The sequence below is a fragment of the Sphingomonas sp. 22176 genome (assembly GCF_052045505.1).
GTDB lineage: Bacteria > Pseudomonadota > Alphaproteobacteria > Sphingomonadales > Sphingomonadaceae > Sphingomonas.
The window spans coordinates 833,027-847,080 of sequence record NZ_JBQEPL010000001.1 but is presented as its reverse complement, the minus strand read 5'-3'; the positions used below and the strand labels follow the sequence as shown (position 1 = coordinate 847,080).

General features: G+C 67.5%; 17 protein-coding genes. 6 read left to right on the top strand and 11 right to left on the bottom strand.

What is annotated here, in order from left to right:
* Positions 1-155: 155 nt before the first annotated feature.
* The gene (locus ACTJKY_RS03985) at positions 156-623 is read left to right on the top strand and encodes a hypothetical protein (protein ID WP_440844334.1); all 468 of its coding nucleotides are present in this window, start codon (positions 156-158) and stop codon (positions 621-623) included.
* A gap of 6 nt (positions 624-629) precedes the next feature.
* On the opposite strand, the gene ACTJKY_RS03980 is transcribed toward ACTJKY_RS03985, so the two are convergent.
* The 6 genes from ACTJKY_RS03980 to ACTJKY_RS03955 form a co-directional block, all read right to left on the bottom strand.
* Complete coding sequence (locus ACTJKY_RS03980) at positions 630-1,469, bottom strand: endonuclease/exonuclease/phosphatase family protein (RefSeq protein WP_440844332.1); 840 nt, start codon at positions 1,467-1,469, stop codon at positions 630-632.
* Between the two features lie 2 nt (positions 1,470-1,471).
* A complete protein-coding gene (rpoN, locus tag ACTJKY_RS03975; RefSeq protein ID WP_440844331.1) occupies positions 1,472-2,980 on the bottom strand; it encodes an RNA polymerase factor sigma-54 in 1,509 nt (502 codons plus the stop codon).
* Positions 2,981-2,984: 4 nt separating this feature from the next.
* Positions 2,985-3,767 (bottom strand): LPS export ABC transporter ATP-binding protein, encoded by a 783-nt coding sequence (gene lptB / locus ACTJKY_RS03970; protein WP_440844329.1) that lies wholly within the window; start codon positions 3,765-3,767, stop codon positions 2,985-2,987.
* Positions 3,768-3,891: 124 nt separating this feature from the next.
* Positions 3,892-4,434 carry an LptA/OstA family protein gene (locus tag ACTJKY_RS03965; RefSeq protein WP_440844328.1) on the bottom strand — a complete coding sequence of 181 codons (543 nt, stop codon included), beginning with the start codon at positions 4,432-4,434 and terminating at the stop codon, positions 3,892-3,894.
* Positions 4,434-5,078, bottom strand: coding sequence for an LPS export ABC transporter periplasmic protein LptC (gene lptC, locus ACTJKY_RS03960; RefSeq protein WP_440844326.1), 645 nt, complete (start codon positions 5,076-5,078; stop codon positions 4,434-4,436). The genes ACTJKY_RS03965 and lptC overlap by 1 nt, the downstream gene beginning before the upstream one ends.
* A 53-nt stretch (positions 5,079-5,131) precedes the next feature.
* A complete protein-coding gene (locus ACTJKY_RS03955; protein WP_440845217.1) occupies positions 5,132-5,752 on the bottom strand; it encodes a ribonuclease D in 621 nt (206 codons plus the stop codon).
* 345 nt (positions 5,753-6,097) lie between these two features.
* Here ACTJKY_RS03955 and ACTJKY_RS03950 point away from each other — a divergent pair, with 345 nt between their 5' ends.
* Positions 6,098-6,919, top strand: coding sequence for a cold-shock protein (locus tag ACTJKY_RS03950; protein ID WP_440844324.1), 822 nt, complete (start codon positions 6,098-6,100; stop codon positions 6,917-6,919).
* An 85-nt stretch (positions 6,920-7,004) separates the two neighbouring features.
* Positions 7,005-7,640 carry a DJ-1/PfpI family protein gene (locus tag ACTJKY_RS03945; RefSeq protein ID WP_440844322.1) on the top strand — a complete coding sequence of 212 codons (636 nt, stop codon included), beginning with the start codon at positions 7,005-7,007 and terminating at the stop codon, positions 7,638-7,640.
* Positions 7,641-7,649: 9 nt separating this feature from the next.
* Here the strand turns inward: ACTJKY_RS03945 and ACTJKY_RS03940 are convergent, their stop codons facing one another.
* From ACTJKY_RS03940 to ACTJKY_RS03930, 3 genes are all read right to left on the bottom strand, one after another.
* Positions 7,650-8,804 (bottom strand): sensor histidine kinase, encoded by a 1,155-nt coding sequence (locus ACTJKY_RS03940; RefSeq protein ID WP_440844320.1) that lies wholly within the window; start codon positions 8,802-8,804, stop codon positions 7,650-7,652.
* Between the two features lie 143 nt (positions 8,805-8,947).
* Positions 8,948-10,525, bottom strand: a complete 1,578-nt coding sequence (locus ACTJKY_RS03935; protein WP_440844318.1) for a cisplatin damage response ATP-dependent DNA ligase — start codon at positions 10,523-10,525, stop codon at positions 8,948-8,950.
* 33 nt (positions 10,526-10,558) lie between these two features.
* Positions 10,559-11,272, bottom strand: coding sequence for an aspartate/glutamate racemase family protein (locus ACTJKY_RS03930; protein WP_440844316.1), 714 nt, complete (start codon positions 11,270-11,272; stop codon positions 10,559-10,561).
* Between the two features lie 90 nt (positions 11,273-11,362).
* Here ACTJKY_RS03930 and ACTJKY_RS03925 point away from each other — a divergent pair, with 90 nt between their 5' ends.
* Both ACTJKY_RS03925 and ACTJKY_RS03920 read left to right on the top strand, forming a co-directional pair.
* Positions 11,363-12,199: a metallophosphoesterase gene (locus ACTJKY_RS03925; RefSeq protein WP_440844315.1), complete on the top strand. Its 837-nt coding sequence runs from the start codon at positions 11,363-11,365 to the stop codon at positions 12,197-12,199.
* A gap of 80 nt (positions 12,200-12,279) precedes the next feature.
* Positions 12,280-12,591, top strand: coding sequence for a hypothetical protein (locus ACTJKY_RS03920; RefSeq protein WP_440844313.1), 312 nt, complete (start codon positions 12,280-12,282; stop codon positions 12,589-12,591).
* Positions 12,592-12,641: 50 nt separating this feature from the next.
* Here ACTJKY_RS03920 and ACTJKY_RS03915 read toward each other — a convergent pair whose 3' ends face one another.
* Positions 12,642-13,136: a Dps family protein gene (locus ACTJKY_RS03915; protein WP_440844312.1), complete on the bottom strand. Its 495-nt coding sequence runs from the start codon at positions 13,134-13,136 to the stop codon at positions 12,642-12,644.
* A gap of 251 nt (positions 13,137-13,387) precedes the next feature.
* Between ACTJKY_RS03915 and rpmG the strand changes: the two genes are divergently transcribed.
* On the top strand, positions 13,388-13,555 hold the full coding sequence (gene rpmG, locus ACTJKY_RS03910) for a 50S ribosomal protein L33 (protein WP_010125625.1): 168 nt from the start codon (positions 13,388-13,390) through the stop codon (positions 13,553-13,555).
* A gap of 88 nt (positions 13,556-13,643) precedes the next feature.
* Here rpmG and ACTJKY_RS03905 read toward each other — a convergent pair whose 3' ends face one another.
* The gene (locus tag ACTJKY_RS03905; RefSeq protein WP_141987606.1) at positions 13,644-14,021 is read right to left on the bottom strand and encodes a response regulator; all 378 of its coding nucleotides are present in this window, start codon (positions 14,019-14,021) and stop codon (positions 13,644-13,646) included.
* Between the last annotated feature and the right edge of the window lie 33 nt (positions 14,022-14,054).

Genomic DNA, 14,054 nt, shown 5'->3' with positions numbered 1-14,054 from the left:
CGGCGAAAGCCGGGATCCATTCGCCTCTCGCTTGCAGCAAGAGCCGATACGCAGACCTCAATGGATCCCGGCTTTCGCCGGGATGACGACTGTTGGGCTGCCACAGCCCCCACTTCTGCCGCGATCTTGCCGCGGACCTTGCCTAACGAGACCCGATGACGATTCGCTCCCTCCTCGCCGGCGCCGCAGCCTTCGCTTCGTTCCTGGCTCCCGCCGCCGCGCAGGCCCAGGCCCGTGACCCGTTCGGCGAGTGCCTCCGCGCCCGGACCAACCGCGCCGATCGCGACGTGCTGATCCGCTGGGTGTTCGCCGCCGTCGCGCAGAGCGCCGCGGTGCGCGACATGGTGAAGGTGGACGAGGGCCGCCGCGTCCAGACCAGCCAGCAGGCGGGCCAGCTGATCACCCGCCTGGTCACCCGCGACTGCCGCGCCGAGGCGATGGAGCGGATGAAGCGCGATCCCGGCGCGCTGCAGAACAGCTTCACCGCGCTCGGCCGCGTCGCGCTGATGGATCTGGCGCAGGATCCCAACGTGGTCGGCACCCTCGCAGGGGTGCTGCAGTATACCGACATGGGCAGCATCACGATGATGCTGATGGAAGGCGGCCTGCACCCCGGCGGCTGAGCCCGCTCAGCGTGCGAAGCGAACCCGGGCGACGACCGGATAATGGTCGCTCGGGTAGACCTCGCCCCGATGCGAATCGATCGTGGCGATCCGCTCGACGGTGAAGCCGCGCGTCAGGATCCAGTCGATGCGGTTCTCGCCCTTGCCGGTGAAGCCATGGAAGGTGAAGCCGGGCCCCGTGCGCGGCGCCCCGCCCAGCCAGGCATCCGCCAGCGTCGCGGTCAGCGCCCGGTGCGCGCCCGAGCTGTCGACCGTGTTGAAGTCGCCGGTCAGGATCACCGGCAGGTCCTTCGGCCCCGCAGCGATGCGCGCCGCCAGCAGCTTCGCCGCCTGCTCCCGCGCGCCTTCGTCCTGGTCGCGATGCGGGAAATGGGTGTCGTAGAAGCGGAACTTGCGGCCGTCCTTGGTCTCGAACGTCGCCCAGTTGACCATCCGCGGCAGATCGGTGCCCCAGCTCATGCTGCCCGGCTTCTCCGGCGTCTCGGACAGCCAGAACTGGCCCTGCTCGACGATCCGGAGACGGTCGCGCCGGTAGAAGATGCCCATATGCTCGTTGGCATGGCCGCCATAGCGGTCGGTGCCGAACCAAGCATATTGCGGCAGCGCCTTCACCACATCGTCGCCCTGGCGCTGGAACAGCTCCTGCGTGCCGATCAGGTCCGGGTCCGCCGCGCGGATCGTCGCGAAGGTGAGGTCGCGGCGCTTTTCCCACAGGTTGGGGCCGTCGTCCGAACTCGGCATGCGGATGTTGAGGCTCATCACCGTCAGCTCGGGCGCACTCTGCGCCAGCGCCGGTACGCACGCCAGCATCGCGGCAAGCGCCGCCACCATACCCCAAACACGCATGCTCAACCCGCTCCTTCGAGTGCCTTTTGCCGCCGGCGTTGCACCGAGCTGCCAATGCCCATCGCCTCGCGATATTTCGCGACCGTGCGACGGGCGATATCGAAGCCCTTCGCATTGAGCATTTCCACGAGCGTATCGTCCGAAAGAATTTTCTTCGGGTCCTCGGCAGCGATCAGCGCCTTGATTGCGCTCTTCACCGCCTCGGCCGACACCGCCTCGCCGCCATCCGCCGACTGGATCGCGCTAGTGAAGAAGTATTTCAGTTCGAAGAGACCGCGGGCGCAGCTGAGATATTTGTTGCTGGTGACCCGGCTCACGGTTGATTCGTGCATCTCGATCGCATCGGCCACCTGGCGCAGCGTCAGCGGGCGGAGATGCGCCACGCCCTTCAGGAAGAAGCCTTCCTGCTGCTTCACGATCTCGCTCGCCACCTTGATGATGGTGCGCTGGCGCTGGTCGAGCGCCTTGACCAGCCAGTTGGCGCTGGCGAGCATGTCGGTCAGCCAGGCCTTGCTCGCCTTGTCCTGCTTGCCCCCCGAAACCTCGGCATAATAGGCCCGGTTGACCAGCAGCCGCGGCAGCGTCGCCGCGTTGATCTCCACCGCCCAGCCGGTGCCGCGCCGCGCGACGAAGATGTCAGGCGTCACCGCCGGCACCGGATCGCCGCCATAGCGGCAGCCGGGCTTGGGATCGTAATTGCGCAGCTCGCGGATCATGTCGGCGAGATCCTCGTCGTCGACATTGCAGATCCGCCGCAGCCGGCCGAGATCGCCGCGCGCGACCAGCTCCAGATTGTCGATCAGCCGCGCCATGCACGGATCATAGCGATCCGCCTCCTTGGCCTGGAGCGCGAGGCATTCGGCAAGGTCGCGCGCGCCGACGCCGGTGGGATCGAAGGTCTGGATCACCGCCAGCACCGCCTCGACTCGCGCAAGCGGCACGCCCAGCCGTTCGGCGATCTCGCGCAGCGGCACGGTGAGATAGCCGCACTCGTCGATCTGGTCGATCAGATGCTGGGCGATGAACAGGTCCGGACCCGAGACGCTCGAACCCGCCTGCGCCAGCAGATGATCGGCGAGGCTGAGGTCACTGGTAGTGAGGCTGTCGAGGTCCGGCCCGTCCTCGGACCCGCCGCCGCTCACGCCATTGATGCCGAGCCCGCCATCCAGTCCGCCGATAGAATCGCTCGCCGAGTCATGGTGGAACGCCTCAACCGCGAGATCCACGTCCAGCGCCGCCTCCCCGCTCGCCTCACCACCGCCGAGGATCAGCTCGCTCGCGTCGGCCGGGCCGTCGCGCGGCTCGAACTCGTCGCCGCTGTCGGCGGGCTCCGACGGGCCGCCATCGTCCCCGCCCTGCGCATCGAGCAGCGGATTGCGCTCGACCTCCTCGGCGATGAAGGTCTCAATCTCCAGGTTGGACAGCGCCAGCAGCTTGATCGCCTGCTGGAGCTGCGGCGTCATCACCAGCGATTGCGACTGGCGCAGATCGAGGCGTGGCGCGAGACTCATCGCATCAGAGCGAGAAGCTCTCGCCGAGATAGAGGCGGCGGACATTCTCGTCGCGCACCAGATCGTCGGGCGAGCCGGCGAACAGCACGCGGCCGTCATAGATGATATAGCCGCGATCGACGATTTCGAGCGTCTCGCGGACATTGTGGTCGGTGATCAGCACGCCGATGCCGCGCTGCCTGAGCTGCTTCACCAGGTCGCGAATGTCGCTGATCGAGATCGGATCGATGCCCGCGAACGGCTCGTCGAGCAGGATGATCGTCGGGTTGGCCGCCAGCGCGCGGGCGATTTCGGCGCGGCGCCGCTCGCCGCCCGACAGCGCCATCGCCGCCGAGCCGCGCAGCCGGGTAAGGCCGAATTCATCGAGCAGCTCGTCGAGCCGCGCCTGGCGCGCGTCGCGATCCGGCTCAGCCAGCTCGAGCACGGCGAGGATGTTCTTCTCGACGCTGAGGCCGCGGAAGATCGAGGTTTCCTGCGGCAGATAGCCGAGGCCGAGGATCGCGCGGCGATACATCGGCAGGCGCGTGATGTCCTCACCGTCCAGCATGATGCGGCCGCTGTCGGGCTTCACCAGGCCCATCACCGAATAGAAGCAGGTTGTCTTGCCCGCGCCGTTGGGGCCGAGTAGGCCCACCACTTCACCGCGCCCCACCGAGACCGAAACGTCGGTCAGCACCGCGCGCTTGTCATAGGACTTGGCGATCGAGACGACCGCAAGGCCGCGATCGGGCAGCGGCACGGGATCCGGGGCGGAGCTTTCGGGGGCGGCGATGGCGACGTCGTTCATGACGGCTCCTGCAAGATGGATGCGGTTAGGATCCCCGCCAAGCGCGTGGCCGCTTGGCAAGGTTCCTGCATGATAACGCGCCCGAAGGGAAGTCCATGCACGGCGTACCGTGGCATTGCCCGGCTTACTGCTTCGGCGCGTCGCGATTGGGGACGGTGAAGCGGCCGGTCACGCGACCACCGGAACTCTGCGTCGCCGGGCCGGCCGTTCCGCCGCCGAAGGTCGCACGGCTGGTGTCGAGATTGATCGTCAGCCGCGGCCCCGCCGCATTGGCGACGTTCGATCCCGCCTGCTGCAGCGTGACGTTGCCGATCATCGTGATGATCCGCCGATCGACATCGTACACTGCATAGCTGGAGCGCGCGGTCTGGTTCGGTCGGGTGACGGTGACGCCGCCGGTGGCATCGAGCCGCGACGCCTGCGGCGAGCCGCCCAGCGCGTTGCCCGAATATGCGACCGTGACGCGCGCTGCCCGCAACGTCATGTCCGACTGCTTGATCACGACATTGCCGGTCAGGATCGCGCGATTGGCCTTGTCGTCCAGCTGGATGCTGTCCGAGGCGACGTCGATCGGCGCGTTCGAATCGTGACGGGCCTGCGCAGCGGCGGGCACGGCGGCGAGCAGCAGCGGCAGCCCGAAGGCGAGCGGGGCGAGAGCGCGGGTCATCAGGGCCTCCTTGCCGGCTTCGGCGTCATCCGCAAGTGCGCATTGCCTTCGAGGGTGATCAGCCGCTTGTCGAGATCGGCGCGCAGGCGATTGGCGCGGAAGGTGCCGGTGGGGGTGTTGCCCGTCACGGCGCCGCCGCTTTCCAGCTGCCGCGTCTTCAGGTCGATCGTCGCGTCGTTGGTGTTGAGGATATAGCCGTCGCTCGTCTGGAAGCGAATCGGCCCGTCGATCATCATCTGATCGGTATTGAGATTGTAGCGCCCGTGATTCGCCACCAGCGTGGCGGGGCCGTCGGTCAGGCTCAGCCGCGCATTGAGCTGGTTCAGCTGCACGATCGGCTCGGCCGAGCTCTTTTGCACGGCGGAGCCCGCATGCAGTTCGAACTGGCGGCCCTTGGAATCCTCGCCGCGATAATCGGCGGCGACGATCTTCAGCCGCTCGGGCGACATCGCCACCTTGTTCTTGTCGAGCACGAAGCTGACGTCGCCCCCCATGAACAGCGGCGCGCTGACCAGGAACGCGGCAAGCGCGCCGATCAGGATCGGCAGCAGCACCAGCGCGACGCGCACGCCGCGATCATGGCCGCTGCCGGGATGGGCCCAGGCGCGGTTCTGCGTGGTCAGACGGGCGGCGATCTCAGACATAGGCTCCCTTGTGGGGAGCCGAAACGGCCGAGACAACCACTCGATCCGTGCGCTCACGCATGGGCGAAGATATCCACCTCGGGCCAGCCCGCGATGTCCAGCTCGGCGCGCCAGGGCAGGAAGTCGAAACAGGCCTGCGCCATTTCCATCCGGCCTTCGCGCTCGAGTCGCTTGTCCAGCTCGACCTTCATCGCGTGGAGGAAGCGCACGTCGGACGCTGCATATTCGCGCTGCGCGTCGGACAGGTCCGGACCGCCCCAGTCGGACGACTGCTGCTGCTTGGAGATGTCGGCTGCGACCAGCTCGCGCGCCAGATCCTTGAGCCCGTGGCGATCGGTATAGGTGCGCACCAGCCGCGACGCGATCTTGGTGCAATAGACCGGCCCGGCGGTGACGCCGAGATAGAAGCGGATCGCCGCCAGATCGAAGCGGGCGAAGTGATAGAGCTTCAGCCGCTCCGGATCGGCAAGCACCGCGCGCAGGTTCGGCGCCGCATAGTTGGATTGCGGGCCGAAGCGCACCAGATGCTCGTCGCCCGAGCCGTCCGAAAGCTGGACGAGGCACAGCCGGTCGCGCGGGGTGATCAGCCCCATCGTCTCGGTGTCGACGGCGATCGAGGCACCGGGTGCGAATACGCCTTCCGGCAGATCTTCTTCGTGGAAATGGACGGTCATCGCGTCCGCGTAGCGGGGTTGGCGCCGCACCTCAATGCTTTGCCGTGCCTGCACGGCTTTGCAATTTGCGATTCGAGGCGATACAGAGCCGCTTCCAGCCCGCTCACTGGATCCAACTGGCCGCGAAAACAGCACGCTTCACGCCCGGGAAGCGCCTGCGGCGTGGCACGGCGGACACTTTCCTGCCGCAAAGCGGCCTTGCGCGCGATTTTCGTTCGCGCACCCGATTTTTTTGGGGTATGACCTGCAGTGTGGCACTACGTTAGTGCCGTAAGACCTGCGTTTTTCGTCCGGCGCTCGGTTTTGATTGGTAGTTTGAGGGCGAACCGGGAAGACGAACAGGGCATGAGTTTCGATAGAGGACGTCGCGGCGAGCGCGGTGGGCGCGGCAGAGACAAGCGCGATGGTTTCGGCGACGATAACTTCGGCGGCGGCAGCAGCTTCGGCGGCGGCGGGTTCGAAGATCGCGGCGGCTTCGGTGGCGGCAATCGTGGCGGCTTCGGCGGCGGCGGTGGCGGCGGCTTCCGCAGCGGTGGCGGCTTCGGCGGCGGCGGTGGTGGCGGCTTCGGCGGCGGCGGCGGCGGTGGTTTCCGCGGCGGCGGCGGCGGCGGTGGCGGCATGCCCCCCCAGGTGATCGGCGAAGGCACCGGCGTGGTGAAGTTCTTCAACGCGCAGAAGGGCTTCGGCTTCATCGTTCGCGATGATGGCGGCGAAGACGTGTTCGTGCACATCTCGGCCGTCGAACAGGCAGGCCTGACTGCGCTGGCGGAAGGCCAGCCGCTCGGCTTCACGCTCGTCGATCGCGGTGGCCGCATCTCGGCGACCACGCTGAAGATCGACGGCGAGCCGATGGCAGTCACCGAGCGCGCACCGCGTGACGATGCACAGGGTGGTGGCGGCTTCGGCGGCGATCGCGGTGCACCGCGTGGCGGCCCGCAGCGCCAGCTGACCGGCGAGAAGGCGACCGGCACGGTCAAGTTCTTCAACGCGATGAAGGGCTTCGGCTTCATCCAGCGCGATGACGGACAGCCCGATGCGTTCGTGCACATCTCGGCCGTCGAGCGCGCCGGCATGCCGACGCTCAACGAAGGCGACCGGCTCGAGTTCGAGCTGGAGGTCGATCGTCGCGGCAAGTACGCGGCGGTGAACCTTTCGCCGCAGCAGTAAGCCGCAAGGCTACTGACGGATCGAAGAGGCCGGGCGGCAACGCTCGGCCTTTTTGTTTGTAAAAACGGCGGCGGGGGATTCGCACGTGCAGATTGCGGTACTGACCTTCGACGGGTTCAACGAGCTGGACAGCTTCGTCGCAGCCGCGATCCTCAATCGGATGCGCGCGCAGGGTTGGGCGGCGCACATCACCTGCCCAAGCGAAGAAGTGACCTCGCTCAACGGCGTGACGGTTCGCCGCCAGCGCCCGCTGTCCTTCGCCGCGGAAGCCGATGCCGTGATCATCGGCAGCGGCAGCAAGACGCGCGAGATCGCCGCGGATGCCGATCTGCTCGCCCAGCTCCAGCTCGACCCGACGCGGCAGCTGATCGGCGCGCAATGCTCGGGCACGCTGCTGCTCGCCAGGCTCGGCCTGATCGGCACCCTGCCCGCCTGCACCGATCTCACCACCAAGCCCTGGGTGATCGAAACCGGGGTCGAGGTGCTCGACGCGCCCTTCGTCGCGCATGGCAATGTCGCCACCGCGGGCGGCTGCCTGGCCTCGCAATATCTCGCCGCCTGGATGCTCGCGCGCGGCGGATCGCTGGCCGCGGCGTGCGAGGCGATCCACTATGTCGCGCCGGTGGGCGAGAAGGAGGCGACGGTCGCCCGCGTGCTGGGCGTTATCGCGCCCTTTCTCGGCGAGGCGCACACTGCCGAATCGTACCTCGTCAATGCCTAGGGGCGGCGCCTAGGCGACACCCTCGCGGGGGGCGGCTGGCCCCTCGAACAAGGCAGGCGCGGTCGCGACGATCGTGCAGACCAGCCCCTCCGGCAGGAAATCGAGCCGCACGTCCGCCTTCAGATCGCCCGCCAGCGCCCGTTCCAGCATGCGCGTGCCGAAGCCGCGCCGTCCGGGCGCGGTCACCGCCGGGCCGCCCCGCTCGCGCCACTCCAGCCGAAGCCGCGGAGTCGCGCCCTGCTCCAGCCACCAGCGAAAATCGACATGGCCGGTCTCGTTGGAGAGCGCGCCATATTTGATCGCGTTGGTGCAAAGCTCGTGCAGCGCCATCGCCATCGTCACCGCGATGCGCGAATCGAGCCAGATGGTCGGACCACCCAGCGTCACCCGATCCGCGACGCCGCACGAATCGAGCGACCCTTCCGCCACTTCGGCGAGGTCGGCCTTCTCCCAATGCACCCGCGTCAGCGTGTCATGGGCGCGGGCGAGTGCGCCCAGCCGCCCTTCGAAAGCTAGCTGCGCGGCTGCAGGATCGGGGTTCCGGCCGATCGTCTGCCGCGCGAGCGACTGCACCACCGACAGCATGTTCTTCACGCGGTGGTTGAGCTCGTCGATCAGCAAGCGCTGCCGCCGCGCGGCCTCCGCCAGTGCCCGCTGCGCATCACGCAACGCGGTCGAGTCGAAATAATAGCAGATCACGCCCTGGCGGCCTTCGGGCAAGCGCGCGCGATGCAACTCCCACTCATAGCCTTCGACCTGGTCGACATCGGCGCGCGGCTCGACGAACGCATTGGAGAGATAGGGCTCGCCCGTTTCCAGCGTCCGCCGGAAATGGCCGACGATCTCCAGTGCCACCGGCTCCGGCCACAGGATGCGCATCGCCTCCTCGAACGGACGACCAATCACGGGCCGCACATTCTGGAACGCCCCGTCCTGGCTGCGCTCGTTCATTGCGACGATCGTCAGCGAATCGTCGACCAGATAAATGCCGAACGGACATTTGTTGATCAGCTCGACAAAGATCTCGCTTTGGCGCGCGGTGTGTTCGGCGACCTCGCGGATCCAGGCGTCGGGGGCATCGCCGGCGACGCGGCGCAGCAGGGCATCGCGCCCGCTGAACCGTTCCGACAATGCCGCGGATTCAAAGCCCGATTTGGTCGGCATTGCATCTCCTTCATGGCACCGCCGTGCCAGCGTTCGGACGCGACAAGCCGATGCATGTCGGGGGACAGCCTTACCGTGCCGCGCAAGGCCTTGTCCAATCGGCGCGCGGCCGGACAACTCCTGCCCCCCTCACGCGTCCGTCCTCAGGTCACCATTCGCCGCAGGCCCGCAATGGTGTCCGCCTCGGCGACGGGCTTGTCGGTGCGGATGCGCGCGATTCGGGGGAAGCGCATTGCCAGCCCCGATTTGTGCCGCTTCGATTCGTGAATCGAATCGAACGCGACTTCGAGCACCAGCGATTTGTCCGTCTCACGCACCGGGCCAAACCGGTTGACGGTGTGGGTGCGGACATGCCGATCCAGCCATTTCAGCTCCTCGTCGGTAAAGCCGAAATAGGCCTTGCCGACGGGAAGCAGTTCGCCGCTTTCGGTCCAGGCGCCGAAGGTGAAGTCCGAATAGAAGCTGCTGCGCTTGCCCGAGCCGCGCTGGGCATACATCAGCACGCAATCGGCGGTGAGCGGATCGCGCTTCCACTTGTACCAGAGGCCGACCCGGCGCCCGGCGACATAGGGCGAATCGCGCCGCTTGAGCATCACGCCTTCGATCGCGGCGTCGCGGGCACCGGCGCGGATTTCCTCCAGCGCGGCGAAATCCGCAGCGTCGATCACCGCGGAGATATCGAAGCGCTCGGCATCGAGGCCGGGCACGAACGCCTCCAGCCGCGTGCGCCGCGCATGCCAGGGCAGTTCGCGCACGTCTTCGGTGCCGTCGAACAGGATATCGTACAGCCGCACGAACGCCGGAAATTCCGCCAGCGTTTTGGCCGACACCACCTTGCGCCCGAGCCGCTGCTGGAGCGCGTTGAAGCTGCCCGCCTCGCCGCCCTGCACCTCGCCGCGCACCAGCAGCTCGCCGTCGAGCACCCCCGGCGTCGCGAACGCCGCCGCCACTTCGGGGAAGCTGCGGGTGATGTCGTCGCCCGCGCGGCTGTAGAGCCGGGTCTCGCCGCCGGCATGGACGAGCTGGACGCGGATGCCGTCCCATTTCCACTCGGCGGCATAGTCGGCGAGGCTGACCTGCGTCTCCTCCAGCGGGTGGGCGAGCATGAACGGGCGGAACACCGGCACGTCCTCGGCGCGCGGCTGCTCGGCGCGGCCCTCGGCCCAGTCGAACAGCACGGCATAGGGCGGGTGCAGCCCGTGCCACACCTCCTCCACTGCATCGACGTCCAGCCCGAAGGCCTGGGCGAGCGCGGTCTTGGCCAGGCGTGCGGAAATGCCGACGCGCAGCGCGCCGGTCGCCAGCTTGAGCAGCGCATAGCGCTCGTCGGCCTCGAGCCGGTCGAGCATCGCCGCCAGAACGGCAGGCGCATCGGCGCGGGACAGCGCGCCGAGCGTCGACACCACCTGCGAAAGGGTGAGCGGCGCGCTCTCGGGCGGCGGCACGGCGGGCTCGGGCCAGAGCAGCGCGATCGTCTCGGCCGAGTCGCCGACGAAATCGCGGCTCATGCCGTACAGCACCGGATCGACTCGCGCTTCGATCATCGCGCGGAGCAGCGCCGGCTTCACCGCCGGCAGATCGAGCGCCCCGGTCAGCGCCGCCATCGCCCAGCCCCGGTCGGGATCGGCAGTCGCGCGCAGATAGTCGCCGATCAGGCGGAGCTTGGCATTGCGCGAGCGGGTGTAGATCAGCCGGTCGAGCAGGTCGGCAAAAGCGCGCATGGTCAACTAGATGGGTGCGCGCGGCGGATGGCGCTAGGCCTTTGATTCGTCGGGCGCCGCCAGCATCCAGTCGACCGCCGCGGCGGCGTGGAGCGCGGTGGTGTCGAACACCGGCACGGGGCTATCCTCGGCGCCGATCAGCAGCATGATCTCGGTGCAACCGAGGATCACCGCCTCGGCCCCCGCCGCCGCAAGCCGTTCGAGGATCGCGCGATAGGCCGCGCGCGATTCGGGTACGATCCTGCCCGCGACCAGCTCCTCGTAGATCACCCGGTGCACGGTGGCGCGATCCGCCGCATCGGGAACGAGTACGCGCAGCCCGTGTCGCTCGGCCAGGCGCTCCTTGTAGAAGGGCTGTTCCATCGTGAACGCCGTGCCGAGCAGGCCGACCGTGGAGAACCGGGCCGCCTTGATGCACGCGGCGGTCGGATCGGCAATGTGCAGCAGCGGAATGGCCACCGCGGCTTCCACCTGCGCCGCGAGCCGGTGCATCGTGTTGGTGCAGATCAGCAGCCCCTCGGCACCGGCCGCTTCCAGCAGCTGCGCCGCCTCCGCCAGCCGTTCGCCCAGCGCGGCCCAGTCGCCGCGGTGCTGCAGCGCCTCGATCTCGGCGAAATCGAACGACCAGAGCAGGCAGCGCGCCGAGGCGGTCGGCCCCAGCCGGTCGCGCACCCCCTGGTTTAGGATGCGATAATATTCCGCCGAGCTTTCCCAGCTCATCCCGCCGATCAGTCCGATCATCCGCATGGCCGCAGCCTGGCACGATCGGCCGCCGACATCCACCGCCGGCATCCGACGAGGGTTCGAAAAGCGCCCGCCATGCTCTAGGGCCGGGGCATGAAGCGTTTCCTCCTGCTGCTGCTCGCGCTGCTCCTGCTGATCGCCGGCATCCTGGCGTTCGGGCTATCGACCGCGATGCGCGACCCCGTCGTGCGCCGGCTGACCATCCATATGCGCGACTGGCCTCGGGGCGCCGCGCCGATGCGGGTGGTGCTGATCAGCGACCTGCACGTCGCCGGCCCCGAGACGCCGCCGTCGCGGCTCGCGCGGATCGTCGGCCAGGTCAACGCGCTGCGGCCGGACCTGATACTGATCGCCGGCGACTTCGAGCAGTATCGGCGGGTGACGACGCGGGTCTATGACGCGGAAGAGGCCACCGCGCCGCTCGCCGCCTTGCACGCGCGCTACGGCGTGGTCGCGGTGCTCGGCAATCACGATTATGGGCGGTACGACAAGACCGATCTGCTGCCCTGGCTGAAGAAGCAGCACATCACGCTGCTGCGCAACGATGCGGTACGCCGGGGCGCACTGACGATCGCCGGCGCCGACGATCTCTACCATGGCAAATATCGCGAACGACGCCTCGACCATGCGGCGCGCGCACTGCCGGGGCCGACCGTGGTGCTGAGCCACACGCCTGACGTCGCGCCGTCGCTGCCCGCGCGCTATCCGCTGGTGCTGGCCGGGCACACCCATTGCGGCCAGATCGTGCCGCCGCTGATCGGCCCGATCACCGCCTCGTCCAACTATGGGCTGCGCTATGTCTGCGGGCTGATTCGCGAACCCGGCCGCGACGTGCTGGTCACCGCGGGTATCGGCACCAGCGGCGTGCCGCTGCGGATCGGCGCGGTTCCCGATTTCTGGCTGCTGACCTTCGACGGCGCGACCCGCTGAGGATTCGCAAAGCTGCCTTATTTCGCCCCTAGCTTGCCCGCCGGGCGCGCGTTGCGCCCGTCCAGGGAGGGCTTTTTCCGATGAAATTTCTTGTCGCAGGCGCGATCGCCGCTGCCATGCTGAGCCCCGCCGCAATGGCGCAGCAGACCCCGGCGCCGGCCGCCGCGCCGGCAGCTGCCACCAAGTTCAGCCTCGATACGCCGATCGAGACGATGCTTGCCGATGAAAAGGCCAAGGCGGTGCTCGACACCGACATTCCGGGCCTGTCGTCGCACCCGGCGCTCGACCAGTTCAAGGCGATGAGCTTGCGGGCGGTGCAGCCCTTCTCGAACGGTGCGCTGACCGACGAGATGCTGAAGAAGGTCGAAACCGACCTCGCCGCGATCAAGTAAACGGAAACGGGCCGGCGCGCACCCGCAGCGCGCGCCGGCCGCTTTCCGGCTCAGCCCTTGCGGCTGGCCTCGAACAGGAACCAGGCGCGCTCTTCGGCCTGGTCGGTCCATTCGTCGACGATGCCGCTGGTGGCATTGTCCTTGGCCTCTTCGGCCGCTTCCTTCACCGCGCGGAAGCTCTCGACCAGCTTGAGATTGTCATCGCGCAGCTCGGCCAGCATGTCGCCGGGCGCGACGAACTCGGCGTCATTGTCCGAGATGGTCTGGCGCCGGGCGATGTCACCGATCGAACGCAGCGTGGTGTTGCCGGTCTTGCGGACGCGCTCGGCGATCGCATCGGTCACGCCCAGGATCTGCGCCGCCTGATCGTCGAGCAGCAGGTGATAGTCGCGGAAATGCGGCCCCGAGACGTGCCAGTGGAAATTCTTGGTCTTGAAGTACAGCGTGAAGCAGTCGGCCAGCGCGCTGTTCAGGGCATCGGCAACGCTCTTGGTGTCGTTGCGGTTGAGATCGGTCGGCGTCGCAAGTGCGGGATTTTCGGCCATGGTTGTCCTCCTGAAGGCGGTCGATTCGTTGCCCTAACGATCGGGATATAGGGTCGGGTTCCCTGAGGGAAACAGCCATACCCTAGGATAAACCCGATCAGCTTGATCGATAGAGCCGATGCGGTGCGCTGGCGCTTCGGCGCCAACACACTTGACTTTCACGGACGATTCGCGCATCCGCTCCCCCCTGTCAGCGGTGTGCCCATGGCGCGCCGCTCTTTTCTTTTCGCACGAATCAAGGGTTCTGGGTCATGGCAAAGCCGACCACCGTAAAGATCAAGCTCGTCAGCACGGCGGATACGGGCTTCTTCTATGTCACCAAGAAGAATCCGCGCACGCAGACCGAGAAGCTGAGCTTCCGCAAGTACGACCCGGTCGTGCGCAAGCATGTCGACTTCAAGGAAGCGAAGATCAAGTAAGGCTGCCGGGCGCGCAGGCCGCGCCCGCGCTGTTTGATCGCATCGCGCCGGATCCTCGCGGGTCCGGCGTTTTCGCTGCATCGATCGTCTAGTCCTCGATCGCGGCCATCAGCTTTTCGACCTGGTCGACGAATCGCGCCAGCGAGATCGGCTTGGCGACATAGGAGCGCGCGCCCGCTGCGCGGATCCGCTCCTCGTCCTCATGGCTCGAATAGGCGGTCACCGCCATGATCGGGATGCGGCCGAGCACCGGATCGGCCTGCATCTGGCCGATCAGCTCGAAGCCGGTGACGTGCGGCAGCTGTACGTCCATGATCACCAGATGCGGCTTGAAACGGCGCGCGCTGGGCACGGCTTCGCGCCCGTCCCGCACCGGCTCGGCTTCATAGCCATGCGCGCGCAACAGGTCGCAGAACAGCTTCAGGTTCAATTCGTTGTCCTCGACAACGAGTACTCTTTTTGGCACGCGCTACCTCTACTCTGCGGGGCGGTTTAGGCG